This window comes from Paraburkholderia sp. SARCC-3016 (assembly GCF_031119615.1).
In the GTDB taxonomy this organism is placed as follows: domain Bacteria; phylum Pseudomonadota; class Gammaproteobacteria; order Burkholderiales; family Burkholderiaceae; genus Paraburkholderia.
Genome location: NZ_JAVHZD010000008.1, coordinates 210,149 through 237,127 on the forward strand (window position 1 = coordinate 210,149; position 26,979 = coordinate 237,127).

The 26,979-nt window shown below is 64.0% G+C and carries 20 protein-coding genes and 1 pseudogene; 7 read left to right on the forward strand and 14 right to left on the reverse strand.

Annotated elements, in window-relative coordinates:
* Positions 1-20: 20 nt before the first annotated feature.
* The 12 genes from QYH69_RS10745 to QYH69_RS10800 form a co-directional block, all read right to left on the reverse strand.
* On the reverse strand, positions 21-1,175 hold the full coding sequence (locus tag QYH69_RS10745; RefSeq protein ID WP_308831835.1) for an FAD-dependent oxidoreductase: 1,155 nt from the start codon (positions 1,173-1,175) through the stop codon (positions 21-23).
* Entirely contained in the window at positions 1,172-2,608 is a 1,437-nt protein-coding gene (locus tag QYH69_RS10750; protein ID WP_308831836.1) for an FAD/NAD(P)-binding oxidoreductase, read from the reverse strand. The genes QYH69_RS10745 and QYH69_RS10750 overlap by 4 nt, the downstream gene beginning before the upstream one ends.
* On the reverse strand, positions 2,590-2,898 hold the full coding sequence (locus tag QYH69_RS10755) for a (2Fe-2S)-binding protein (protein ID WP_308831837.1): 309 nt from the start codon (positions 2,896-2,898) through the stop codon (positions 2,590-2,592). Before QYH69_RS10755 ends, QYH69_RS10750 begins: the two co-directional genes overlap by 19 nt.
* A gap of 70 nt (positions 2,899-2,968) precedes the next feature.
* Positions 2,969-4,246: an FAD-binding oxidoreductase gene (locus QYH69_RS10760; RefSeq protein WP_075156936.1), complete on the reverse strand. Its 1,278-nt coding sequence runs from the start codon at positions 4,244-4,246 to the stop codon at positions 2,969-2,971.
* A 62-nt stretch (positions 4,247-4,308) separates the two neighbouring features.
* Positions 4,309-4,977: a haloacid dehalogenase type II gene (locus tag QYH69_RS10765; protein WP_308831839.1), complete on the reverse strand. Its 669-nt coding sequence runs from the start codon at positions 4,975-4,977 to the stop codon at positions 4,309-4,311.
* Between the two features lie 383 nt (positions 4,978-5,360).
* On the reverse strand, positions 5,361-6,842 hold the full coding sequence (locus QYH69_RS10770) for an aldehyde dehydrogenase family protein (RefSeq protein WP_308831840.1): 1,482 nt from the start codon (positions 6,840-6,842) through the stop codon (positions 5,361-5,363).
* Positions 6,843-6,987: 145 nt separating this feature from the next.
* Positions 6,988-8,994 (reverse strand): hydantoinase B/oxoprolinase family protein, encoded by a 2,007-nt coding sequence (locus tag QYH69_RS10775; protein WP_308831841.1) that lies wholly within the window; start codon positions 8,992-8,994, stop codon positions 6,988-6,990.
* A 19-nt stretch (positions 8,995-9,013) separates the two neighbouring features.
* Positions 9,014-11,056: a hydantoinase/oxoprolinase family protein gene (locus QYH69_RS10780; RefSeq protein ID WP_308831842.1), complete on the reverse strand. Its 2,043-nt coding sequence runs from the start codon at positions 11,054-11,056 to the stop codon at positions 9,014-9,016.
* A gap of 184 nt (positions 11,057-11,240) precedes the next feature.
* Positions 11,241-13,175 carry an ABC transporter ATP-binding protein gene (locus QYH69_RS10785; RefSeq protein WP_308831843.1) on the reverse strand — a complete coding sequence of 645 codons (1,935 nt, stop codon included), beginning with the start codon at positions 13,173-13,175 and terminating at the stop codon, positions 11,241-11,243.
* Positions 13,175-14,137: an ABC transporter permease gene (locus QYH69_RS10790; protein ID WP_308831844.1), complete on the reverse strand. Its 963-nt coding sequence runs from the start codon at positions 14,135-14,137 to the stop codon at positions 13,175-13,177. The genes QYH69_RS10785 and QYH69_RS10790 overlap by 1 nt, the downstream gene beginning before the upstream one ends.
* A gap of 35 nt (positions 14,138-14,172) precedes the next feature.
* Positions 14,173-15,126, reverse strand: coding sequence for an ABC transporter permease (locus QYH69_RS10795; RefSeq protein ID WP_075156930.1), 954 nt, complete (start codon positions 15,124-15,126; stop codon positions 14,173-14,175).
* A 115-nt stretch (positions 15,127-15,241) separates the two neighbouring features.
* Positions 15,242-16,822: an ABC transporter substrate-binding protein gene (locus tag QYH69_RS10800; protein WP_308831845.1), complete on the reverse strand. Its 1,581-nt coding sequence runs from the start codon at positions 16,820-16,822 to the stop codon at positions 15,242-15,244.
* 426 nt (positions 16,823-17,248) lie between these two features.
* Between QYH69_RS10800 and QYH69_RS10805 the strand changes: the two genes are divergently transcribed.
* From QYH69_RS10805 to QYH69_RS10835, 7 genes and pseudogenes are all read left to right on the forward strand, one after another.
* A complete protein-coding gene (locus tag QYH69_RS10805; RefSeq protein ID WP_374992383.1) occupies positions 17,249-18,148 on the forward strand; it encodes a GNAT family N-acetyltransferase in 900 nt (299 codons plus the stop codon).
* Between the two features lie 13 nt (positions 18,149-18,161).
* Positions 18,162-19,084: pseudogene (locus QYH69_RS10810) on the forward strand (2-hydroxyacid dehydrogenase).
* Between the two features lie 257 nt (positions 19,085-19,341).
* The gene (locus QYH69_RS10815; RefSeq protein ID WP_308831847.1) at positions 19,342-20,742 is read left to right on the forward strand and encodes an aspartate aminotransferase family protein; all 1,401 of its coding nucleotides are present in this window, start codon (positions 19,342-19,344) and stop codon (positions 20,740-20,742) included.
* Between the two features lie 64 nt (positions 20,743-20,806).
* Complete coding sequence (locus QYH69_RS10820) at positions 20,807-21,304, forward strand: Lrp/AsnC family transcriptional regulator (protein ID WP_075156925.1); 498 nt, start codon at positions 20,807-20,809, stop codon at positions 21,302-21,304.
* A gap of 263 nt (positions 21,305-21,567) precedes the next feature.
* Positions 21,568-22,674, forward strand: a complete 1,107-nt coding sequence (locus QYH69_RS10825) for a tartrate dehydrogenase (protein WP_308831848.1) — start codon at positions 21,568-21,570, stop codon at positions 22,672-22,674.
* Positions 22,675-22,700: 26 nt separating this feature from the next.
* The gene (locus QYH69_RS10830) at positions 22,701-24,173 is read left to right on the forward strand and encodes an NAD-dependent succinate-semialdehyde dehydrogenase (RefSeq protein WP_308831849.1); all 1,473 of its coding nucleotides are present in this window, start codon (positions 22,701-22,703) and stop codon (positions 24,171-24,173) included.
* Positions 24,174-24,211: 38 nt separating this feature from the next.
* On the forward strand, positions 24,212-24,556 hold the full coding sequence (locus tag QYH69_RS10835) for a cupin domain-containing protein (protein ID WP_075156924.1): 345 nt from the start codon (positions 24,212-24,214) through the stop codon (positions 24,554-24,556).
* Between the two features lie 209 nt (positions 24,557-24,765).
* Here the strand turns inward: QYH69_RS10835 and QYH69_RS10840 are convergent, their stop codons facing one another.
* Complete coding sequence (locus QYH69_RS10840) at positions 24,766-25,413, reverse strand: GNAT family N-acetyltransferase (RefSeq protein WP_308831850.1); 648 nt, start codon at positions 25,411-25,413, stop codon at positions 24,766-24,768.
* A partial coding sequence (locus QYH69_RS10845; protein ID WP_308831851.1) for a molybdopterin cofactor-binding domain-containing protein occupies positions 25,410-26,979 on the reverse strand: 1,570 nt, incomplete at its 5' end. The genes QYH69_RS10840 and QYH69_RS10845, both read right to left, overlap by 4 nt.

Below are 26,979 nucleotides of genomic sequence, written 5' to 3' on the forward strand. Positions count from 1 at the left end.
TTTCGCCACAACTGTCTGCCCTACGCGACGATCGGCGCTGCGTCTGCCTCTACGGCGAAGCGCTCGATCGCGAAAGGCTCGATGGGGGTTTGCGTCGCGCCGGTGTCGATCAGTTCGGCCATCACGTCGCCGACGCCCGGCCCGAGCTGGAAACCGTGCCCGCAAAAACCGAATGCATAGTACAGACCGTCCACCTTGCCGCTGCGTCCCATGATCGGCCGGTCATCCGGCATGTAGCCCTCGACGCCGCTCCACACGCGAATGATGTTCAGCCGCGAGAGCGCCGGCGCAACCCGCGCCGCCTGGCGGAATTGCCGCAGCGTGCTCTCCGGCAACACCTTCGCGCGACGTTCGTCGAGAAATGCGGGACCGCGTGCGCAACCGCCGATCACGATGTTGCCGCGCTTCACCTGACGGAAGTACACGACCTCTTCTATATGCGGCGACGACACCCCGACAACCGGCGTGAGGGCGTACGGCACCGGTTCGGTGACTGCCATCTGCGGGCCATGAATCGCAATCGGCACGGCTTCGCCGAACTGCGCGCTGAGCCGGCTGCCCCACGCGCCGGCGGTGATCAGCAGGTTCGGCGCACAGAACACGCGGCCGTCGGTGCTGGTCGCGCGGAACGTATCGCCGTCTTTCTCGACCGTCGCGATCTCGGTGTTTTCTTCGATCTGCGCACCGGCTCTCACCGCCGCGCGCCCGAACGCCGGTGCCGCAAGACGAGGATTCGCGTGCCCGTCGATCGGGGCATGCGACGCGGCCCGCACCTCGGGACCCAGAAACGGAAACCTCGCGCGCATCGCGGCGCCACGGTACAGATCGAGCTTGAGCCCGTACTGTGCTGCTTCGCGTGCGTAGACGTCGAATGCCTCGTCCTGTTCCTGCCGATAGCACACGCGAATATGACCGGTCGGCAGAAACTCGGCATCGTGACCGATCAACGCCGGCAGCTTCCCCCAGATTTCGCGCGAGCGGTTCGCGAGCGGCAACTGCGGCAGATAGCGGCCCTGCCGGCGGACGTTGCCGAAGTTGACGCCGCTCGCCTGCTGACCGACGAGGCCGCGTTCCAGCAGGACCACCGAGCGGCCGCGCCGGCGCAGGAAGAACGCCGCCGCGACACCCATGAACCCGCCGCCGACGATCACGACATCCGCATCGGTCCGTTTCATTCTTCCTCCACCCTGCTGGCTGCATTCGACGGTATCGCGGCCGGAACCTCGGCCGAGGGTTGCCAACCGGCAACCGTCGACATCGCGAACGGCTTGACCGGCGCCTGTCCGCGCAACCGGCCGACCTGTTCGAGCGGCACGCCCGCTGCATCGGCAATGACTTCAGCGGCCGCGTGGCCGCAGTAGCGACCCTGGCAGCGTCCCATGCCGACCCGGCTGAACGCCTTCGCGCGATTCGCCTCGCGAGCGCCCTCGTCGCGGATCACGCGGCGCAACTCGCCCGCACTGATCCCTTCGCAACGGCACACGATGGTGTCGTCGGACAAGCGCGCAGCCTGTTGCGCCGGCCACGGAAATGCGAGGGCAAGCCCCGCGCGAAACCGGTCCATCTTCGAGCGCTCACGGGCGAGCGCGGCGATCTGCGAGGCATCGACGGAATATCCGAGGTCCTGCAATACGGCAAGCGCAGCGAGCTTGCCTGCTATCTCCGCGCCATCGGCGCCGAGCACGCGTACGCCGTCCCCAGCCAGATAGACACGCCCGACCGAACTGCGGCCCATCGGGTCGAGTTGCGGCAACCACTGACGCGTCGACGCATCGAACTCGAACGCGCAGCCGGCGAGATCGGCAAGCTGCGTTTCAGGGCGCAGGTGATAACCGATCGCGACGGCATCGCAGGCGATACGCCCGTACGCGCCACGCTTATCGCGATAGCCGACAGATTCGACGCCGCGCGCGGCGTCCCCATGAATCTCTACCGGCTCGACACCGTGCTCGATCTTCACACCGCTCTTTTTCAGCGACGAAACGAGCGCTGCCCCCTTGCGCAGTACGCCGGGCCGCGCGAGCAGCTTCGGCAGCGCGCGCAGACGCTTGCCCGACGGCGACGTGTCGAGCACTGCGGCCACCTTCGCGCCTGCCTGCACGTACTGGTTCGCGACCAGATACAGGAGCGGCCCGGAGCCCATGAACACCACGTTGCTGCCGATCGAGCAGGCCTGCGCCTTCAGCGCGATCTGCGAGGCGCCGAGGCTGTAGGTACCGGCAAACTGCCAACCCTTGACCGGCATCAGCCGGTCAGTTGCACCGGGGCACAGGATCAGCGCATCGAACGGATGATGGTTGGCGACGCCATCGCGTGCCGTGTAGAGCCTGCCGCCAGATACATTCCACGCGAGCGACTCCGGCGAGTAGTCGATCTGCGCGCGCAACCGCTCGAAGCTGTCGTGCAGATTCTGCGCATGCGCGGCTTCGGTGCCATAGAGCTTCGTATAGGGCCGCGAAAACTGTTCAGGCTGGCGGCGATAGATCTGGCCGCCGTCACGCCGGCTTTCGTCGATCACGAGCGGACGCAGACCCGCCGCGACCAGCACTTGCGCACAGCGAATCCCGGCCGGCCCGGCACCAACGACGATTACACGAGGCTCGGCCATTGCAGCTCCGGTTGTCGGGTGACGATATCGAGTTCCTCGCTGACCACCGTCGTGCAGGCGCGGATCCGTCGGCCATCGGCGGTCCAGACCCAGCAGTCCTGGCACGCGCCCATCATGCAAAAGCCCGCGCGCACTTCCGGACCGAACTCGGACTGCCGCACGTGATCGGTGTTGCACAGCATCGCCACGAGCAGCGTGTCGCCTTCGAGACCGTCGACCGCTTCGCCGTCGATCCGAAACGAAACGGTGGCGCGCGTGGTTTCAGCGAGTCGGACGAATCTGGACTTCATGCGCGTGACTCCCAGTGCGCGCCGGCGCCGCGACGCAGATCGTGAATGTCGTCGAATGTCGGCACGGACATCAATGCAGGATGTCCTGCAGACGGTAATACGCGCCGACCAGCGGCAGAAACCACGCGTGACCGAAGTGACCGGGAATAGCCGGCCATTCGAGATCGCGCCACGGATTACGGGCCGCCATACCGTACAGCACATCGGCCATCACCCGGCCCATGTGCACCGACATCTGCACGCCATGGCCGCTGTAACCCATCGAATAAAAGAGGCCTTCATGCTGGCCCGCACGCGGCAGACGGTCAGCCGTCATGTCGACGAGACCGCCCCAGCAGTAGTCGAGCCGCACCTTCGCCAGTTCAGGAAAATAGGCCGCCAGTCCGGCCCGTAGAATCCGCCCGCTTTTTTCGTCGGAACTGGGGCTGGACAGCGCGAACCGGGCACGGCCGCCGAATAGCAGCCGGTTATCGGGCGTCACGCGAAAGTAGTTGCCGATCTGGCGCGACGTCACATACGCGCGGCGCGTGGGGAACAGCCGGTTCAGTTGCCCGGGCGGCAACGGTTCGGTCACGACGATGAAGCTGCCCACCGGCGCGATGCGTCTGCGGAACCACTGGAACGGCCCGAGTTGCGATGCCCCCGTTGCGACCAGCACGCGATCCGCACGGATCGTGCCGCGGGCACAGGTAATTTCATAGCGCTCGCCATCGAGCCGCTTCATCCGTGTAACGGGCGCCTGTTCGAAGATTCGCGCGCCATGCCGAACCGCAACCCGCGCGAGGCCGACGCCGAACTTGCCCATATGCATCTGCCCACCGTTACGCTGCAGCAGGCCGCCATAAAAACCATCGGAGCCGACTTCGTCGCAGAGACGTTCACGCGGAATCAGTTCGATATTCTGGTCGACTTCGCGCAGCAGGAGCTCGCAGGTTCTTTCCAGCTTCGCGAAATGCTCGGGCTTCGCGGCCAGCTTGAGCTTGCCCGTACGGACAAAATCGCAATCGATCTGATGCGTGGTGACGATCGAATCGACCGTCGCCACAGCACGCTCATACGCGCGATAGAACGCCTTCGCCTGCGTTGCACCGATTTTCGCCGCGAGCGACGCATAGTCGTGCGCCACCCCGGTATTGCACTGGCCGCCGTTGCGTCCCGACGCTTCGCTGGCGATCTGCCCGGCTTCGAGCACGGTCACCTGAACGCCGCGCGACGCGAGTTCGAGCGCCGCCGACAAGCCGGTGAAGCCGCCGCCGACCACGACCACGTCGGCATGGCCCTCCACCGGGCCTTCGCGACCGTCGCGGAAGGCCGGACGCGTGTCCAGCCAGTACGATTCGAGTTTCATCCAATTCCCTCAGCGAAGTTCAGGTCAAACCGCCGGTGTTCAGGGCATGACGGCGCACGGCCTTACAGACCGACCACGCCCGGAAGACCGCCGATGTCCTTGATTTCCGTATAGCCGTAGAACGGCGTCGACGGTTCATGACCGCGCGACACGAACACCTTGTTCCTGATACCCATGTCATGGGCCGTCATCAGGTCGTAGCGCAGGCTCGACGACACATGCAGGATGTCCTCGGGACCGCAGCCGAGGTTGTCGAGCAGATATTCGAATGCCTGCATGCGCGGCTTGTACGCCTGCGCCATCTGCGCCGTGAAAACTTTGTGGAACGGCGCGCCGAGCTTGTCGACGTTGCTCTGGATCTGATCGTTCATTGCGTTCGACAGAATGACGAGCGGAATTTCCTTCGCCACTTTCGCAAGACCTGCCGGTACGTCCGCGTGCGGGCCCCAGGTCGGGACGGCATCGTAGAACTTCTGCGCCTCGGCATCGATGTACTCGATGTTCCAGCGCTTGAGCGTACGGCGCACGGCGTTCTTCACGACGTCCTGATACGGTTTCCATGCGCCGAGCACTTCGTCGAGACGGTACGCCGAGAAGTCTTTGACGAACTGGTCCATCTGTTCCGCCGGAACGCGGTCGGCGAAAATCTCGCGCGCGAGGTCGCCCATGCGAAAGCGAGTGAGCGTGCCGTAGCAGTCGAACGTGATGTACTTGGGTTTGAAACGCGTCATGTCTAGTCCCTGTAGTCGGTCAAGATCAAGCCAGAGCCGGAAACGGGCGCGATCCCGAACCGCGCCGGCGAAACGAAAATCGGCGACGCGCCGCCGTTGAGCAACAGCGCACCCACCGTGCGGCGAAGGGAGAAAACGGTTCGCGGCGTCTCTTGCTGAGAAACATTAAATCACCTCATAAAAGCCGAGTTGCCGTGTATTGGGGGTCCGGTGGCACAGAATCCACCGTTTTTCGAGCCCTGTTCAGCACACTATGCGGCAGGCCTCAATGCGCGTTTGGTCCAGTCCCGGCCGGCGTTTCAGGCCGTTCCGCGCACCCGTATCGCTCGCGCAAATGCAAGACTTCAGCATGCGCGGCCAGAAGGGATCGCGCACGACCGATATCACGCGCCGTCCGCGAGGTCGATCAGCACGCTCTTGAAGCGTAGATTCGCCTCGAATGCCTGGCGGCCCAGATCCTTGCCGATGCCCGACTGCTTGTAGCCGCCGGTCGGAATCACGAAATCGGCCGTGCGCCCATAGCGGTTGATCCACACCGTACCGGCCTCGATGCCGCGCATCATGCGCAGCGCGCGGCTTAGACTGGCCGTGTGCACACCCGCTGCCAGACCGTACTTTTCATGCGCGGCGAGCGCGAGCGCTTCGTCGTCGTCATCGAAGGTCTGAACGGTCAGCACCGGCCCGAAAATCTCCTCGCGCACCGCTTCGGATGCGGGGGTCACGCCGGTCAGGACGGTCGGCGCGTAGAACGCGCCGTCGCCGTCCAGTTCGATTCGCGCGCCGCCTGCGACCGCCTGCGCACCGCTATCGAGCGTGCGGCGCACGATGCCGTCGATGCGTTGCAGTTGCGGCGCCGAGATGATCGGCGGCAAGGTGGTGCCCGGCGACCAGGTCTTGCCCGGCTTTAGCGCGGCGAACGCACGCGCGATACCGTCGATCAATGGCGGCGCAGCGCTGCGCTCGACAATCAGTCGCGAACCCGCCACGCACACCTGCCCTGCATTGCCGGCAATCGCGGCCGCGACGCGGCGCGCCACCCGATCGAGATCCGGCGCGTCGGCAAACACGAGTTGCGGGCTCTTGCCGCCCAGTTCCAGCGTCACGGGTCTGGTGCCGCTCTGCGCGCAAGCCGCCATGATCGCCGCGCCGGTCTGCGACGACCCGGTGAACGTGACTTTCGAAATCCTGGGATGACGGCATAGTGCGTCGCCCGTAGTACGCCCATCGCCCTGCACGACATTGAAGATGCCCGGCGGAATGCCGGCTTCGATCGCGAGTTCAGCCAGACGCAGCACCGAAAACGGCGTCAGCTCCGAAGGCTTGAGCACGACCGCATTGCCCGCCGCGAGCGCGGGTGCGATCTTCCACGACGCCATGACGAGCGGAAAATTCCAAGGCGCAATCGCGGCGATCACGCCATAAGGTTCGGCAATCGTCATGCCGAGGTGATCGGGCCGGGTCGCGGCGACCTCGCCGCCGATCCGGTCGGCCAATTCGCTGTAGAAGCGGATGCCTTCGGCGGTGAAGGGAATGTCCCAGCGCGCCGCATCGGCGATCGGGCGCGTCGAGCCGAGCGCTTCGAGCGGCGCAAGGCTCGCCACGTCGGCTTCGATCAGGTCGGCCCAGCGTCGCATGGTGCGCGCCCGCTCGCGTGGCGCACGGCGCGTCCAGTCGCTGGTCTTGAACGCGCGCCATGCGTCTTCCACCGCGCGATCGACGAGCGCTGCGTCAGCGAGCGGCAAGGCCGCGTAGCGCACGCCGTCCGAAGGCCGTGTGACATCGAGTGCGCCGTCGCCGTCGACATACTGTCCGCCGATGAAATGCGCGCTGCGCACGCTGACTCGAGTGGGGTCGAAGCTATCCATCTGGTACGTTCCGGTCAGGAAAAAGGGATGTCACGGCGTAGGCGCATGCTCACGGTGCAGGAGGCCACGCTGCGAGTCGCCCGTGTGCCGTTCGCCGCGCCGCGCCACGTCGTGTCATGTCGTGACATGTCGTGTCATAGCGCCTTCACATCGCGTTCAACTGCGGATACTCGCGACGCAGATCCGCGAACATCGCGCGCACGATCTCGCCGCCGCCCTCTTCCATGAGCGCCGGCCCGGACGCAATCCGCTTGTCGAGCGCCTCGAACAGACGGTGCTTGATGAAGTAGCGCCACTGCACCGGCACGTCTGCGAGGATCGCGGTCAACGCGGCATAGCGTTCGCGAGTCCACTTCGCCTCGAACGCCTCGCGATACGGACCGAACGAAAATGCAGGCGGCACCGATACCCCAAGCCGCGCCCGCGCTTCATCGCGCAACTGTTGCGTTCGTGTGCTATCCAACGCGTCGCCGTCGAACGCCACGCCGTAGACGTCGCGCGCTTCGGCAACGCTCACATAGCCGCGCAACACGTCCTCGCGCACCTTCTGCGGATCGCGATCGGTTGGCCGTCCGTACCCTCCCGCGCCCGCGCCGACGAGCCGGATCACATCGCCCGGCATGCAGACGACCAGATCGTTGTTATCGAGTTCTTCCGCATTCGGCGTATCCGGATTGCGCGTGAAGCGCGCGTTGCCGCCGGCGTGTCCGCCGCGGATGCCCCACGACGCGAAACGCGTGCGATCTCGGTTGCGCGCGGTCACGAGCGTATTCGGCGAAAACACCTTGAATTCCATCACGAGGCCCTGACCGCCGCGATACTGGCCCGCACCGCCCGAGCCGGGCGCTACGCCATATCGGGTGATGCGGATCGGCACCTCGGTTTCGTTGATCTCGACCGGCGTGTTGCGCAGGAACGCATTGTTGGCGCCCGAGCCGTCTTCGCCATCGTCCGACGGACTGCCGCCTGCGCCGCCGCCGATCGGTCCGATCGACGCCATGACGGTCGCGCCATGGCGGTCCAGCGTCTTCACGCTCAGGATCGACAGACCGCCGGCCGGGCATGCACCGAGCCGGTCGGGCACCGCTTGCGAAAACGCGCCGAACGTCAGCAGATGCAACAGCTTGCACGTCAGGCTGCGCATGCCGACCGCCGCAGGTTTCGTCGCGTTGACCACGGTCCCTTCGGGGAGGATGCAACGCGCCACGCGCAGCATGCCCGTATTGAGCAGGATGTCGGGATTCAGTGTGTACAGCACATAGACAAAGCCGACCAGCGCAAGTGCATGGCGCTCCCGGCCGCCAGTCGGTATGTTCAGCGACGACTGCAATTGCGGATCGCTGCCGGTGTAATCCATCTCCACCGAATCGCCCTTGATCCGCACCGTGAGCGCGACGCGCATCGGCTTGCCGCGCACCGAATCTTCGTCGGCGTATTCGGCGAAGAAATAGTCGCCGTCCGGAATGCCGCGCAACACCGTGCGCGCCTGCTCTTCCGAATAGTCGAGCAGCGCGCCCATGCCTGCCTTGAAGCCATCGATGCCGAAACGTTCGATGATCTCCAGCACTCGCCGCTCGCCGGTATGCAGCGACGCCAGTTGCGCGTGCAGGTCGCCGATATTCTGACCGGGCACACGCACGTTCGCCGCCATGATCTTCACGATCGAATCGTCGAACACCCCGGCGCGCACGATCTTGCAGGGCGGAAAACGAATCCCTTCCTGTTCGATTTCCGTCAAGGTACGCGACAGCGATGCCGGTACCGCGCCGCCCATATCGGTGTTGTGAATATGACCGCCGACGAAACAGACGATCTCGCCACCGTAATACACCGGTTTCCAGATCAGGATGTCGGGCGTGTGGGTGGCGACGAAACCGCTATACGAGTCGTTGGTCATGCAGATGTCGCCAGGCTCGTAGCGATCGATCATCGCGATCACCGGACTGTAATCGAGACCGACATACCACGTCGCGCCGAGCGTCTTGGGCGAAGCGAACGTCAGGCCTTGCGGCGTCATGATCGCGCAGGAGAAATCCTCGGTTTCCTTGACGAACGTCGAGTGCGCGGTACGCACCAGCGTGTACGCCATGCTCTCGGCTGCGGCCACGCAATAGTTGGCGAAAATCTGCAGCACTGCCTTGTCGAATTGCATTGCGATGCTCCGTCCGAAATCAGTTGACGACCGTAAAGACCAGATTGCCGTATTCATCGACACGGCCGCGATAACCGGGCAGCACGCTCGTCGTGCAATCGTCCTGCGCGATCACCGCGGGCCCGTCGATCTGCTGACCGGCCTTGAGGTCGGCGCGGTGATAAAGCCCGGCATCGTGGAATGCATCGTCCATGAAAACGCGGATCGTGCCCGACGGCGTCGGCGGCTGATCGCTCGATCCGATGGCTTGCAGCTTCGGCTTGGGCGTCGCGGCGGTAATCACGAGACGCAGCGCGACCGCCTGAACACGGGCCGACGCGTCGCGATGACCATATAACCGTTCGTGCTCGCGATGAAACGCTTCACGCACCGCGTCGAGATCCTGGGCGATCAGCCAGCCGATCTCGAGCGGCGTATCGATTTCGAACGACTGGCCCTTGTAGCGCATATCCGCCGATACGACGACGCGCGCCGCGCTGGCGTCGCCGGTCTGGCCGGTCATCCAGTCGTGTGCCGATGTCTCCAGAGCACGTATGTCGTCGGCCAGACGCGCCATCGACGCGCTATCGAGGTCGTAATAGGTCGTCTTGACGAAGTCGTTGCGGGTGTCCGCGATCAGGCCGCCAAGCGCGCTCAATACACCCGGCGCGGTCGGCACGACGATCTCTTCCATGCCGATCGCGCGGGCGAAGTAGCACGCGAGCATCGGTCCCGCACCGCCGAACGGCAGCAGCGAAAAAGTGCGTGGATCGATGCCGAAACGCGACACGATGCGGCTCACGCCTGCATACATACCCGACACCGCAACGTTGACGATCGCCTCCGCGGTCCTGTGGACGCTGCTGCCAAGCCGGTTGGCAAGCACCTCGACCGCGCGGTGCGCTGCGTCGCGATCGACCTTCACCGAGTTGTAGCCGAGGCTCGCGTTGCCGATCACACCGAGCACGACGAACGCATCGGTGATCGTGGCGCGCGTGCCGCCGCGACCGTAGCAGACCGGGCCCGGGTTCGAGCCCGCGCTTTCCGGGCCGACCTTCAGCACGCCGAAGTCGTCGACCCATGCAATCGAGCCGCCGCCGTCGCCGATCGACGATACCGAAACCGATGGAATATGAATCTGGAAGTCGCCGATATATTCGCCGCTCGCATATTGCGGCTCGCCATCGACGATCAGCGCAACGTCGGCTGTCGTGCCGCCGATGTCGAGGCTCATGCACTGCTTCAGACCGCTTTGCCGCGCCACGTACGCCGCACCGATCACGCCGGACGCGGTGCCGGACAGGATCATCTGCACGCAGTTGGTCTTGCCTGCTTCCGCGCTCATCACGCCGCCGTTCGACTTGGTGACCTTCATGTCGGCGGGGACGCCGGTTTCGACCAGTGCGCGTTGCAACGAACTGAGATAGTGCGAGACCTTCGGCTGCACATAGCCGCCGATCACCGCAGTCGAGGTGCGTTCATATTCGCGGATGATCGGCCACACGTCGCTTGAACACGACACGAAAAAGCCGGGTAGCGCGCGCTCCACAATCGCCTTCACTGCGTGCTCGTGCGCCGGATTGCGATACGAATGCAGCAGCGACACGACGGCACCTTCGCAGCCGGCACGTTGCAGACTCGCGGCAGCTTCGAGCACGCTCGCTTCGTCGACCGGCGTTTCGACCAGACCCTCCGCCGTCATCCGTTCGACCACGCCGAACACGCGCTCGCGCGGCACCAGCGGCACGGGACGCTTCGACAGCAGGTTGTACATGTCCGGACCCTTGAGGCGCGCGAGATCGAGCACGTCCTCGAAGTGGCGCGTCGTGATCAGACCGAGACGCAGGCCCTTGCGCTGCACGACGGCGTTCACGCCAACCGTCGTGCCATGCGTGAAGTAGTCGACGTCGCGCGGCGCGATGCCATAGCGTTCGGCAAGCTGCTCCATCCCGCGCAGCACTTCGCTGCCCGGACTGTCGGGCCGCGAAAAGACCTTGAGCGTCTTCAGCTCGCCGGTCGCGTCGTTCAGCACGGCAAAATCGGCAAACGAGCCGCCGATGTCCACCCCGATTCTCATGCCCATGAAGGTTCCTTTTCGACGTAAGCCCGGCGAACCCGATTTCACCGGACGACAGGCAGCACGCCCTGAAGCCGTGCTTCAGGACCTGCGTGAATAACGTTTCGTTACGCTTGCGGCTTGTGCCGGACGGTTCGATCGCTGGGCCAATGCACGCCGGGCCTTGCTCGCTGCGCCGCAATCTCCATCATCAGGCGCGCTCTACGTGTTCCAGCGACAGCGATTCGAGCGGCGCCTGGAAGCGGATCAGATCGGCTTCGCTGCGATGGCATAGCACCTGTGCGCCGTTTTCGAGCGTGCGCAGCGAAGGCGTCGTCTGGTTGCACACCCCGTCGATGCGCATCGAACAGCGCGAAACGAACGTGCACAGCTCCGGGTTGTCGTTCGACGGACCGATCGGCGCAAGTTCGCGGTGACAGCGTTCGCTCGCTCCGTCGAGCCAGCCCGCGCGCAACTGCGGCGCCGACGACACCAGCAGATGCGAATAAGGATGGAACGGCGGCGCCGAGAGCGCGGCGCAATTGCCCGTCTCGACGCGATGACCCGCGTACAGCACGACGATGTCGTCGCTGATGGCACGGACCTTGGCGATGTCATGGGTAATGAACAGATACGAAACGCCGAGCTTCTTCTGCAGATCGCGCAGCAGATCGAGGATCGCTGCACCTACGACCGTATCGAGTGCCGAGGTGACTTCGTCGCACAGGATCAGGTCGGGTTCGGCCGCGAGCGCACGCGCGAGATTCACGCGCTGCTTCTGGCCGCCCGACAGCTCGGCGGTACAGCGCGATGCCACCGACGCCGGCAGCCGCACCAGTTCCAGCAGTTCCGCGGCGCGTGCCTTGGCGCGCGCACCCCTCATGCCGTGATAGAACGCAAGCGGCCGCGCCAGTGTGCGTTCCACGGAGTGCACCGGATTCAATGCGGTATCGGCGTTCTGAAACACAATCTGGATGCGGCGGAGTTGCTCTTTCGTACGTTTGTTCAGGTCGCCCGCGAGCGGGTCTCCGTCCAGCAGCAAGTTGCCGCCGGACGGCGTCACGAGGCCGGCGATCACCTTTGCGAGCGTGGTCTTGCCCGAGCCCGATTCGCCGATTACACCGACTGTCTGACCGCGGCCGATCTTCAGATCGACGTCGTTCAGGATCAGCCTGGCCGGCCAGCCTTTCGCGCTGCGCCGGCCATACCCGGCCATCATGCGGCGCACTTCGAGCAGGGGCGTCGAGGCACGGGCCATCTGACGCGCGTCCTCGACGGCGACGCTGTGCGCGTCGCAAGGGTTCGATACGCGATCCGGCGTTACCGCCGCAATCAGGCTCTGCGTGTACGGATGCGCTGGCGCATGCAGGATCTGTTCGGTCTCGCCTGCCTCGCGAACCGCGCCGTCGCTCAGCACGAGGATGCGATCGGCCATCTGCGCGACCACGGCCAGGTCGTGCGACACATACACCGCTGTCATTCCGCACTGCTTGATGACGCGCTTGAATGCCATCAGCACATCGATCTGCGTCGTGACATCGAGTGCCGTGGTCGGCTCATCGAGAATCACGAGTTCAGGATCGGTGATCAGCGCCATGGCAGCCATCAGACGTTGCAACTGCCCGCCCGAGACCTGGTGCGGATAGCGCTTGCCGATCGTGTCCGGCTCCGGCAACGCAAGTGCGCGAAACAGCTCGATGGCCTTGGCCTGTGCAGCGCGCTTGCTCAGCGTGCCGTGAATCAGCGCACTCTCGATCACCTGGTCGAGAATGGCCCGGGACGGGTTGAATGCGGCCGCCGCGCTCTGCGCGATATACGCGACCGTGCGTCCGCGCAACGAGGCGAGCCCCTTCGGCGACAGCGCGCGCACGTCCGTTTCGCCGACCCGGATCGAACCGCCCGCGATCCGGCAACCGCTGCGCGCATGTCCCATCAGCGACAAGGCGATGGTGGTCTTGCCCGAGCCTGATTCGCCGATCAGCGCGAGGACTTCGCCGCGCGCCACGTCGAAATCGATGTCGTGCACGATCGTGGTATCCGGCTCGCCCGGACGGCTGCCGACCACGCGCAGCCCGCGCACTTCAACGAGGTTGCGCGAGGCTGAACCGATCTGCGTGGCCGGCTTCGTCTTCAGTTTCATTTTCATCAATGACCTCCGTCGGCGCTGCGTGCCGCCTTGCTCTTGTCACCACGATGCGGCAGACCATCGATCAACAGATTGACGCCGACCGTCAGCATGGCGATCGCGAGCGCCGGCACGATCACGACCGGCGCGCCATCGCCGAGCCCTGCGATGTTTTCACGCACCAGCGAACCGAGATCCGCGAACGGCGGCTGCACACCTAGGCCGAGGAAGCTCAGGCCGCTCAGCAGCAGCACGACGAACGTGAAGCGCAAGCCGGTATCGGTCAGCATCGGATGCAGCATGTTCGGCAACATTTCGACGCACGCGATATAAAGCGCGCTTTCACCGCGCGCCCGCGCCACCTGCACGTATTCGAGCTGGCCGATATTGACCGCCAGTGAACGCGCAATCCGGTAGGAGCCCGGCATGTAGCTGATCGCGGCTGTCAGGATCAGCAGCGTCAACGAAGAGCCGAACGCGGCCACGATCATCAGCGCGAACATCTTCGAAGGAATCGACGTGATCGCATCGAGCAGGCGGCTCATCGTTTCATCGATCGCACGCCCTGCGACGGCGGCGAGCAGACCGAGCGTGGTGCCGGTTACGGCGGCCAACAGCGCCGCCGCGAGCGCCAGCGACACGGTCAGCCGCATGCCGTAAATGATGCGGCTCAGCATGTCGCGGCCGAGATAGTCCGAGCCGAGCGGCAGCTTTGCACTAAAACCCGCGAACACGTCGTTTGTGACAATCGAGCCAACCTCGTGCGGCGCAATCAACGGCGCGAACGCCGCGACGAACAGCGCGAGGCACACCATGCCGAAGCCGATCCAGCCGCCGGTGGACAGTCTCATCCGCGATGCAAGCGAGCGGCGGCGCGCCGATCGAGGCTGGGCCGGCGGCGTCGGACCGCCGCCGATCGGCTGCGGTCCGTCCGTACCGGGCGGCAATGCGCTGCTGCGCTGAACGAGATCGGGCGTCGTCATAGGCCGCACCTCCTGCGGAAATGGTCGGTTGAAGTTCATGTGCGCAGCCTCGGGTTCGAGATGATCGCGCACAGGTCGGCCAGCAGCACCAGCACCAGGTAGCCGAGACAGAACAGCAGCGTGCAGGCCTGCACCAGCGGAAAGTCACGGTTGCTGACCGCATCGACCATCAAACTCGCGAGCCCCGGATAGTTGAAGATCGTTTCGACGATGATCACGCCGCCCAGCAGATACGACAGGCTCAGTGCGATCGCGTTGGCGATCGGACCGATTGCGTTCGGCAGCGCGTGGCGCAACACCGCGCGCGCCGGGCTCGCGCCCTTGAGCACGGCCATTTCCACATACGACGACCCCATCTGTTCGATCACTGCTGCGCGCGTCATGCGCGCCATCTGCGCGATCACGACAGCGCACAGCGTCAGCACCGGCATCGCATAGGCGCGCAGGAACTGGTTGAAGTCATCGATTTCACCGCCGTACGACAGCGCCGACAGCCAGTGCAGCTTCACCGCGAAAACCAGCACCGCAATCGTCGCGATCAGGAATTCCGGCGTCGCGACGAGCGATAGCGTACCCAGACTGACGATGCGATCGATGAGCGAATTGCGATTGACGGCAGCGAGAATGCCGAACGAAACCGCGATCGGCACCGAGACCGCCGTCGTGATCGCGGCGAGTGTCAGCGATTTCGGGAGACGGCCTTCGATCAGCTCCGAGACCGGCATATTGTTCGACAGCGATACGCCGAAGTCGCCGTGCATGAGGCCGGCCAGCCAATGCGCGAAGCGCAGGTAAGCCGGTTGATCGAGGCCAAACTGCAGGCGCAGCGCCGCGACCGTTTCGGGCGTCGCGGACTGCCCGAGCGCGGCTTGCGCGGCGTCGCCCGGCAGCAGGTTCGTGATCGCGAAGATGACGACGGACACGATCAGCAGCGTGAGTGCCGTCACCGCGATGCGTCGGACTATCAGTGCGGCTATGTTCTGGTTCATCGTCCAGATCTCCTGAAAATGACACCTGCCGGAACCGGCGCGTGGGGGGCGCCGGACCGACCCGGCGCGTACTGCGCGCGGATCAGGTTTGCCGCCATGCGGCTACTGCGCTATATCAGGCGTTCCACCACACGTGCTCGGCGAACGAGAAGCCCATCATCGCGCCGCTCGGAATCGAGCCGAGTCCTTGCAGATGCTGGTCGTAGGCATCGAGCAGGCTGATGAACGCAGGGATACCGATACCGCCCTGATCCGCGACGATCACCTGCATGTCGCCGTACATCTGCTTGCGTTTCGCGTCGTCGGTTTCCGAACGCGCCGACAACAACAGCTGGTCGAACTTCGGATTGTTCCAGCCCGACTCGTTCCACGGCGCGTCCGATTTAAAGAACTGTGTGAACAGCACGTCGGCGCTCGAACGCGGATTGACGCTGCCGAATCCAAGCGGATGCTTCATCCAGTGATTCGACCAGTAACCGTCTGAGGGCACCCGATTGATCGTGATGTTCGCGCCGATCTTCGCACCCGTCTGCTGCAGCAATTCGGCCATTTCGATCGAGCCATTCGCGTCGGTCGTGGCATAGATCGGCGGCAATGCCGGACCGAGCGCGCCGGCCTTCTGCAGATGGAACTTTGCCTTGTCGAGATCGAACTGCCGCTGCGGCAGCGATGCATCGAAATAACGATGGCCCGGCGGAATCGGCTGATCGTTGCCGATCACTGCGTAGCCGCGGAACACGGCCGAGCGGATCTGGTCGCGATCGAACAGATACTTCATGCCCTGCACGAAATCGGGGTTGCCCGCGAGCGCGTTGTCGCGACGCATGATCAGATCGGTATAGAGACCCGATTTGGTTTCCTTCACCGCGTAGCCCGGCGTCGACGCGATGCGGTGTGTGGAGCGCGGATCGACCGAGTTGATCAGATGGACGTCGCCCGACAGCAGCGCGTTCACCCGTGCGGCGTTGTCGCTGATGCTGATCAACTCGATCTGGTCGAGATGCGGCAGACCCGGCTTGAAGTAACTGTCGTTACGCACGCCGACGGTCGTCACGCCCGGCTTGAAAGTCTTGACCTTGTAAGGACCGGTACCGACAGCCGTCGTGAAATCGGTCGTGCCGTCCTTGATGATCACGAACTGCGGCGTGGCGAGGATCACCGGCAGATCGGCATTGGGGCTCGTCAGCGTCAAGGTCACTTCGTTCGGGCCGGTCGCCTTGATCTCGGCGAACTGATCGGCCAGCGTTTTCACCTTCGATGCCGTCGCGGCCACCTTGTGGCGGTTCAGCGAATACACCACGTCCGCCGGTGCGAGCGCCTTGCCGTCGTGGAAGGTGGCGCCCTTGCGCAGCTTGATGACCCAGACCCTGGCGTCGCGCGTGTCGAGCGCTTCGGCCAGGTTCATCTGCGGCGTCAGGCTTTCATCGAGCTGCGTGAGGCCGCTGTAGAACATGAAATAGCGGATGTAGTCGGAACCGGCCGAGCCTTTCGCGGGATCGAGCGTGTCGGCCGTCGAGCCCACGTCATAGGCCACGCGAATCTTGCCGCCTTTCTTCGGCGCAGGCGCTGGCGCGGCCAACACCGATCTTGCCCCTGCCAGCAGTCCACCCGCGCCGGTCGCGAGCATGCTCCCCGCAGCCAGCACACGCATCACGTCGCGGCGGCTGAAACCATTTTTGACTTCGTCGTCCTTCATGCGAACTGCTCCTAACAATGACAAGGTTGGATCCGGTTACGGCCCCCGCCGTGCGCGGCGCTCGCTGCACCGTCTGTCTGCAGGCCGGGCCGCTCAACGCGCTGTCGCCGCCGGTCTGTTGCAACTGCATGACTGCGGCTCAATTGGAACCGGCGGCGTCAGCTCGATTTAAGCACCGCAAAAAAGTGCCTGTTGTCGCAATCGGGACGTTGCAACCATTCGATTCGGTGGTTTTCAGCGGGTCGCGCAGCACAATTTGCCGTGCGGCGCAGCATGCGCCCGGTGCGGCAGTGCCCGCGACAGGCGCTACGGCCGCGCTGCGGGGCTGCGGGGCTGCGAACCGGAGCGCGAACCGGCCAAGATAGAAAGATCGTCCTATTAAGCACGCAGCCGAAATGCGACAGTCGCGGGACAGCGTGACGTCAAATGAAGGAGTTCGCCGTGCCAAGATCATCGGAAAGTGGGTCGCTGACCTACCGACGCTTTACCCCTGACGACATTGCCGCCGCCCATGGCCTGTCGACGGCTGTGAACTGGCCGCACCGGCCCGAAGACTGGCGCTTTGCCGCCGACGCCGGCAGCGGCTTCGTCGCGGAGCAGGCCGGTGTCGCGATCGGCACGGCGCTGTGCTGGAAGTTCGGAGCGGACCGCGCGACGCTCGGCATGGTGATCGTGGCGCCGGAGCATCAGGGGCGCGGGATCGGCGCGAAGTTGATGCAACTGATACTCGAAGAAACCGGCAGCCGCGTCACTTTCCTGCATGCCACCCCGGCGGGCAAGCCGTTGTACGAAAAACTCGGCTTCCGGGCCTGCGGCGCGCTCGATCAGCATCAAGGCGCGGTGTTCCAGCCGCCGCTCGTCTCGCTGCCGGCCGGCGAACGCCTGCGCCCGCTCGGCATCAACGACACGCCGCGACTGATCGCGCTGGCCTCGCGTGCGACCGGGCTCGAGCGGGACGCCGTGCTGACCGCGTTGAGGCAAAGCGCGGATGGCATTGCGCTCGATCGCGATGGCGAACTGCTCGGCTTCTCGCTGTTCCGACGCTTCGGGCGCGGATATGCGATCGGACCGGTCATCGCAGCCGACTCCCCGGATTCGAGCCGCGCGAAGGCGTTGATCCACCACTGGCTGGCGCTCAATGAAGGCGCGTTCATACGCATCGACGTGCCGGCTGGCAGCGGACTCAACGACTGGCTCATCGGACTCGGCATTCCGCGCGTCGATACGGTGGTGAAGATGGTCCGCAATGACGATCCAGGCCGTCACGAACGCGCACCGGACGCACACTTCCGCCAGTTCGGCATTATCAACCAGGCCATGATGTAGGCACGCTTCGCCTATGACTTTCCTCTACAAAGCCGATCCGGTTCGCGGCGCGCAATGGGCCGCGCGCTTCGCGCAGCTCGCGCCGGAACTGCCGTTCCGCATCTGGCCCGATGTCGGCGATCCGGCCGCCATCCGTTACCTCGCCGCCTGGCAACCGGACGATCTCGCGCGAACGCTACCGAATCTCGAGATCGTGTTCTCGGTGGCCGCCGGCGTCGACCAGTTCGACCTGACAGGTGTGCCGGCGCATCTGCCCGTCGTACGGATGATGGAGCCGGGAATTGTCGACGGCATGGTCGAATACGTGACCGAAGCCGTGCTCGCCGTTCATCGCGATCTGTTCGACTATGCGCTGCAGCAGCGCGAGCGCATCTGGAAGCCGTTGCCGGTGCGCACTGCCGAAACGCGCCGGGTCGGCGTACTCGGGGTCGGTATGCTCGGCACCGCGGTACTCGAGCGATTACGCCTGTTCGGCTTTGCATGCGCGGGCTGGAGCCGCTCGCCGCGCGAGATCGATGGCGTGCAATGCTTTGCCGGCGAGGCCACGCTCGACACCTTTCTCGCCCGCTCCGATGTGCTGGTCTGCCTGTTGCCGCTGACCGGCGCAACCCGCGGCCTGCTCGGCAAACGCGTGTTCGACGCATTGCCTGCGGGAGCCTCGCTGGTTCATGTCGGCCGCGGTCCGCAACTCGTGACGACCGATCTGCTCGAAGCACTCGAGAGCGGCCAGCTGCGCAATGCCGTGCTCGATGTCACCGACCCCGAACCGCTGCCCGCCAGTCATGCGCTGTGGGACCACCCGCGCGTGCGCATCACCCCGCACGTCGCAAGCGCGACAAGGCCCGATACTGCGGTCGATGCCGTACTCGACAATCTGCGCGCCATCGCGCGGGCGAACCGATGCGGGGTGCGATCGACCGCGCGCGCGGTTATTGAGTATCGCCCGTCGGAGCGCAACGATAACGCGCGTGATTCAGGCGCCGACTGAAGTGCCAACTGAAGCGCCAACTGAAGCGCCGACCGAAGCGCCGTCGTCCAGGCAGGCTTTTAAGCGCATGCAGCACAAAATGCTGCGCGTGGGGTTCAAAACGCGGCGCCTGCGCTTTTTCAAACGTTTTTTGACGACTCGGCCGACAGCGGTGAATGGGTAGTATGGGTCCGTCAACAGTCCACCCCGCGACGAGATACCCACCATGTCGAATCAATCGCTCATCGAAGCCGACCGCAAGCACCTGATCCATCCTGTCATCAACTACCGCGCGCACGAAGCGCGCGGCGTCACCGTGCTCGAATCCGGACATGGCGCTTTCCTGCGCGATATCGACGGTAACGAGTTGCTGGACGCGTTCTCCGGGCTCTGGTGCGTCAACACCGGCTATGGTCAGCAAAGCATCGTCAAGGCAGCCGCCGAACAGATGGCGCGCCTGCCCTATGCGACCGGCTATTTCCACTTCGGATCGGAGCCCGCGATCGAGCTCGCCGAAAAGCTCGTGTCGCTCGCCCCGGCTTCATTGCAGCATGTGTATTTCACGCTGGGCGGCTCGGATGCGGTGGACTCGGCGATCCGCTTCATCACGCATTACTACAATGCAACCGGCCGCCCGACGAGGAAGCACATGCTCGCGCTGCAACGCGGCTATCACGGCTCGTCATCGGTAGGCGCCGGGTTGACGGCATTGCCCGCGTTCCATCATCACTTCGATCTGCCGCTGCCGCATCAGCATCATTTACCGTCGCCGTATGCTTACCGTCAACCAGGCGGCAGCGATTCGCAGGCGTTGATCGCCTCTTGCGTGGCGGCGCTCGAAGCGAAGGTTGCCGAACTCGGTGTGGACAACGTCGCCGCCTTCTTCTGCGAGCCGATTCAGGGTTCGGGCGGCGTAATCGTACCGCCGGCCGGCTGGCTAAAGGCCATGCGCGACGCGTGCCATCGTCTCGACATCCTGTTCGTCGCCGACGAGGTCATTACCGGCTTCGGCCGCACCGGCCCGCTCTTCGCGTGCGAGGGCGAGCAGGTGGAGCCCGATCTGATGACCGTCGCGAAAGGCCTGACCGCAGGTTACGCGCCAATGGGTGCGGTATTGATGTCGGACGCGATTTATCAGGGGATTGCCGGCGACGCCGACGGCACTGCGACCGTCGGTCACGGTCACACGTACTCGGCGCATCCGGTCAGCGCGGCGATCGCACTCGAGGTCATGCGCCTCTATCACGAAGGCGGTCTGCTCGCGAACGGCCAGGCCATGGCGCCGCATTTCGCTGCGGGCCTCGACGCGCTGCTCGAGCATCCGCTCGTCGGCGATTCGCGGCATCGCGGGTTGCTCGGCGCGCTCGAACTCGTGTCGAACAAGGACAGCAAGCAGGGTTTCGATGCGTCTCTGAATCTGTCCGAACGCATTGCGGCAGCGGCATATCGAAATCGCATCGTGTTCCGTGCATTCGGCGACAACATTCTCGGCTTTGCGCCTGCGCTCTGCTATTCGGAAGCCGAATTTGCACTCCTGTTCAAACGTTTGACGCAGACGCTCGACGACGTGCTGAACGACGCTGAAGTCCGCGCCGCGCTTCGGGGAGCAAGCCGCGCAGCCGCATAACTTCGTGATAACATCGCCGTGCCCGATGAGTATAATTTTCCGATCGTTAGACAGAATTAAAGCCATGAGCAGCGACTGCAAACTCGACCGGATTGATCTGCGTATTCTTTCGCAACTGCAAAAGAAAGGCCGCATTACGAACGTCGAGCTTGCCGACGCGGTGGGACTGTCACCGAGTCCATGCCTGATCCGCGTCAAACGATTGGAAAAAGCCGGTTATATCGTCGGTTACGGTGCGCAGATCCAGCTCGAAAAGCTCGGCGACGTGCAAATCGTATTCACTGAAGTGACGCTCGCCGATCACCGTCGCGAAGACTTCATCGAGTTCGTGGCGGCGATTCGCGATATCGACGAAATCGTCGAATGTCATCTGGCCAGCGGCGGTTACGACTACCTGCTGAAGTTCGTCACGCGCAGCGTCGGTCACTATCAGAGCATTGTCGAAGGTCTGCTCGAACGCGATATTGGCATCGAAAAATACTTCAGCTACGTCATCATCAAGACGCCCTTCATCAAGACGCATTACCCGCTCGAAACACTGTTCTCGCCGAATCATCATTGAGCACTCGTTCTGAGTGCTTGACGCACGCATTCACGCGGCTCGCGCGAGCGGTGGTGGCGCCCCGTTCCGCTTTCTCCCTTCAGATTCTTTCATTTCGCTCGCGACACGCAGATGGCCTCCGCATTCTGTTCGTGTGCGTTTTTCAGAATGCATGCTGTGTCAGCGGGTCAAATGCAGATTTTTATGCGGTGAACACCCACATAGAATGAGTCTCGTCGTTTAGCGCGTGCCATGCAGGCACGCTCAATGAGGAGAAACTCGCTATGACTCGCAGTTATCGCATCGCTGTCATTCCTGGCGACGGCATTGGCGTGGAAGTGATGCCGGAAGGCCTGCGCGTACTCGATGTGGCCTGCCAGCGATTCGGCATCGAGATCCACTATCAGCACATCGAATGGGCCAGCTGCGATTACTACGCGCAACACGGCCAGATGATGCCCGACGACTGGAAGGCGCAACTCGAAGGCTGCGACGCGATTCTGTTCGGCGCAGTGGGCTGGCCCGACAAGGTACCCGACCACGTTTCCCTTTGGGGCTCGCTGCTCAAGTTCCGCCGCGAGTTCGACCAGTACATCAATCTGCGCCCTGCCCGTCTGTTCGACGGCGTGCCCTCGCCGCTCGCGGGCCGCAAACCCGGCGACATCGACTTCATGATCGTGCGGGAGAATACCGAAGGCGAATATTCGTCGGTGGGCGGCACGATGTACGAAGGCACGGAACGCGAAATCGTCATGCAGCAAGCGATTTTCTCGCGCCACGGCACCGAGCGCGCACTGAAATTCGCGTTCGATCTGGCCGCGCGCCGCAAGAAGAAGATCACAGTCGCAACCAAGAGCAACGGCATTTCGATCAGCATGCCGTGGTGGGATGCGCGCGCCGCCGAGATGGCCGCGCACTATCCCGATGTCGTGTGGGACAAACAGCATATCGACATCCTGTGTGCGCGCTTCGTGCTGAGCCCCGATCGCTTCGATGTGGTCGTCGCGTCCAATCTGTTCGGCGACATCCTGTCGGATCTCGGCCCCGCCTGCACGGGCACGATTGGCATTGCGCCGTCGGGCAACCTGAATCCGGAGCGCCGCTTCCCTTCGCTGTTCGAACCGGTCCATGGATCCGCGCCGGATATCGCCGGCAAGGGCATTGCCAATCCCGTCGCGATGATCTGGTCGGCGGCGATGATGCTCGATTTCCTCGGCAACGGCGAAGGCGCCGAGCGCGTCGCGCACGATGCGATGCTGGAAGCCATCGTGCAGGTGCTCAAAGAAGGCCCGCATACGGGTGATCTCGGCGGCAAGGCCTCGACGCGCGAAGTCGGCATGGCAGTCGCCGCGCAACTCGCGAAGCGCGTCGACGCAGCGGACATCGATTGATAGCGCGATTGAAAGTGGAGTCGATCATGACACTCGAAGAGCAAGCCACCGCGTTGATGCGCGCGGACAATTTCATCGGCGGCCAATGGTTGCCCGCGCAAAGCGGCCGACGCTTGCCGGTCACCAATCCCGCGACAGGCAAGCTGATCGTCGAGGTGGCCGATAGCGGCGCCGCCGACGCGCGCGCCGCCACCGATGCCGCCGCCCGCGCCCTGCCGCAATGGCGTGCACGTCTGCCGAAAGAGCGCGCTGCGGTGCTGCATCGCTGGCACGCGCTGATCCTCGAACATCAGGACGCGCTTGCCGCGCTGATCTCGCTCGAACAGGGCAAGCCGCTCGCCGAAGCGCGCGGTGAAGTCGGTTATGGCGCATCGTACGTCGCGTGGTTCGCCGATGAAGCGACACGCATTTACGGCGACCTGATTCCACAGCAGCAACGCGGTAAGCGCATGAGCGTAGTGAAGGAGCCGATCGGCATCGTCGCGGCCATTACACCGTGGAATTTCCCGCTCGCGATGATCGCGCGCAAGATCGCCCCCGCGCTCGCAGCCGGCTGCACCGTCGTCGCCAAGCCGGCCGAGGACACGCCGCTTACGGCGCTCGCCCTCGTTCATCTCGCGCACGAGGCCGGCGTGCCAGTTGGGGCGCTGAACCTCATCGCGGCCTCCCGGAAATCGACGCTCGAGGCGGTGGCGGACTGGCTCGCCGACGGCCGCGTGCGCAAGATCACCTTCACCGGGTCGACGCCCGTCGGCAAGTACCTGGCGCGTGAAGCGGCGGGAACGCTGAAGAAGCTGTCGCTGGAACTCGGCGGCAACGCACCGTTCATCGTGTTCGACGACGCAGACCTCGATGCCGCGGTCACGGGCCTGCTCGCCGCCAAATTCCGCAACGGCGGGCAGACGTGTGTGTGCCCGAACCGCGTGTACGTGCAGTCCGGTGTCTATGAACGCTTCGCGCAGATGCTGTGCGAACGCGTTGCCGGGCTGCGCGTCGGTCCCGCCAGCGATCCGGCGTCGCAGATTGGTCCGATGATCAATGCGCGTGCCGTCGACAAGATCGCGCGCCACGTCGACGATGCCGTCGCGCACGGCGCAACCGTGTTGACCGGCGGTAAGCGCCTTGCCGAACTCGGCCCGAACTATTTTGCGCCCACCGTGCTCGGCGACGCCGAGTCGACGATGGCGTTGTGCTGCGAGGAGACCTTCGGCCCGGTAGCTCCGCTGTTCCGCTTCAATACCGAGCAGCAGGCCATCGACGCATCGAACGACACGCCGTTCGGCCTCGCGTCGTATTTCTATAGTCAGGATCTGCGCCGTATCGAGCGCATATCGCGCGCACTGGAGGCAGGCATCGTCGGGATCAACGAAGGGGCGCTCGCATCCGAAGCGGCGCCATTCGGCGGCGTCAAGGAATCGGGCTACGGCCGGGAAGGCTCCAGATACGGCCTCGACGATTATCTGTCGATCAAATATCTGTGCCAGGGCGGACTGGAATAAGTGTCGACCCCTAATCAATACACACAGGATGATGTCTCATGAAAGTACAGCAGATCAAACAGGCGATCGAACTCGGCGGGCTTGAAGACTGGGGCACCGCCGCTCTTCCCGATCAGGAAGGGGTACGATTATCGGGCAAGCAGTACGTGATTGCAGGCAGCGAGGCAGTCGATACCGGTGTGTTCGAATGCTCGCCCGGCACCTATCGGCGCGTGGTCCAACAGGCGGAAGTGATGCATCTGCTGTCCGGCTCGGGGTCGTTCACCCCAGACGGAGAAAGCGCCATCCACTTTCGCGGCGGCGATACGCTGTTTTTCGAGGCCAATACCGAAGGCGTGTGGCAAGTCGACGAAACGATGCGCAAGATCTACGTCATTCTCTGACGGCGGCAGGATCAGGCCGGTCGACTTCCATGGACCTCAATACGCCAGGCGCGACCTGCTATCGACAGTAGGCCGTCACGCTATGACGAAGATCCGTCCGATGGTGGCAGTATCGTCGGGCCTCAACGAAAGATCGCGCACGCGCTTGGCCTCCTGTGAAGCAGGCGCCGGCCAAGCCATCGACAATAGCGGCGGACTGACTTGCCCGGTCAGCGCCTCACCGATTCGAAGAGGTAATGCCACATCCGCCGAACCTCGTCGGTCATGTAATCGTCGGCCGGGAAAAATTGCATGTTTCTCGGCGCATAGACTTTGGCATAGAGCGCTTCGGGAACGTGACGTACGACGCCTGGGTGCACCACTTCCCGGTCCGAGGCGGGCATGATGCCCACCAGCGTGAAGCCAGCGCGCTCGACCAGTCTTTGGGCATAGATGTGCTTGAGCGACACACGGCTATATGCCAAGGCCATGCCCATCGCGCTCGCCTGGTGATCGAGGATAAACGGACCGAAGCGGGCGAGGCCGCTATTGCGGTGCTCAGGACAGACCACGGCCAGACGCCCTTGCAGGGTCGCGCTCGTTGAGTCGCGCTCGATGGCTGTCATCGAGACGATTTCGCCAGCCTTTTTGCAGACGTACACGATCACGTCAGTTTCGGGTTCGCCGGCGAGGCACACGCGGCGTTGGTAGAACGACACATCGACGAACCCATGTCCGGCGCCCACGGAAATATCGGGATACCAGTTCCGGATATTCCGGACCACAGCCTCGATGTCGTCGCGACGAAGCTGCTCGTGTTCGTAGCCGTCAGGGGTGACGGTATGAACCGGAAGCGTATGCAGGCTTGCCCAGTTCATCGATCGCTCCCTTGTCGGCCTGCGAAAGGTGAAATCAGCTTGTCCGGCGTAATCGGCAATTGACGGACCCGCACACCGATCGCGTCGTACACGGCGTTTGCAACGGCCGCGGCGACGCCTGTCGCCCCCAGTTCGCCGATGCCTTTCGCTCCGATAGGTCCCGAGTGCATGTCGTACTCGTCGATAAACGCAATATCGATATCCGGTGGGATATCGGCGTTGACAGGGATCGGCACGCCTGCGAGATCCTTCGACAACCAGCGCCCCAGTGACGCATCGTAGTGACTGGCCTCCATCGCCGCCATGCCCCAGCCCCACACAATGCCGCCGATCATCTGCGAGCGCGCCGTCATCGAGTTGATGATGCGGCCCGCGCTATAGACGCCCGTCGCACGCCTCAGCCGCAACAGTCCAAGGTCCGGATCGACGCCTACCTCGACGAACACCACGCCGAACGAACGCGTTGGATACCCCGGCGAACCCATGTCGACGCGCGCGTCGCCGGGCAGATCGAAGGTTCCGTCGGAGGCGAGTTCCGCAACGCCCGCATCGGACAGAACCTGCTCGATGCGGCGGCTTTCGCCTGCGTGCCAGACATGTCCGTCGCGCATTGCAATCTGATCGGGAGGCCACCCCGCAAGTCTGGCAAGCTTTGCGCGTACACCGAATGCTGCTTGCTGAACGGCCGCGCCCGTACTGATCGTCGTGCTCGATCCGTACGTCGGCCCCGCATAGGGCAGCCTGGTATCGCCGGAAAGCGCGCCCACCTTCGACGCATCGAGCCCAAGCACCTCTGCCACGATCTGAGGAAAGACCGTGGCAGGCCCTGTGCCGATATCGCAGAAGCTCGACTCGAGCTGCGCGGTGGCGTCCGCGCGCAACCGCACGCGCGCGGTCGAATGAAAGCGCGCCTGCCCCTGGCTGCAATCAGCGACGCCGAAGCCGATCCGCCAGTGTCCGTCCAGCGTGCCGCCCTTTGGCCGCTCGCGCCAGCCGAACCGCCGCGCGCCTTCTTCATACGCTTCGCGTAGTTTTTTCGACGACCACGGCTTGCCGCTTTCCGGATCGGTCGTCGCGTAGTTCGCCAGACGAAGGGCCAGAGGGTCCATGTCCAGCGACCGGGCCAGTTCGTCCATCGCCGAACCGAGCGCCCATGAGCCGGGGCCATCCCACGGAGAGCGCATGAAAGTCGGCAGCACGACATGGCCGCGCTGGATTCTTTGGGTAGCCGAAATGTTTTCGCACGCGTAGAAAGACTTCGCCGGCGCCGAGCCGAACTCGACGTAGTCGTCCGTCATCCCCGTGATATTGACCACGTGTTGACCGATGCCCTGCAACACGCCGTCGCGATGCGCGCCCAGTTCGACTTTCTGCGACATATACGGCTGGTAACCGACCATGCCGTACTGCTGCTGACGCGTCAGCACGAGCTTCACCGGCCGCGCCGTCACGCGCGCCGCCATGCACGCGAGAATCTCGTGCGGCCACACGAAAGTCGGATCGTAGCCATGTCGTTCTGTGAGCCAAGGAGTTGGTAGAATGTTTTGTCTTCCTAAGACCGCTTGG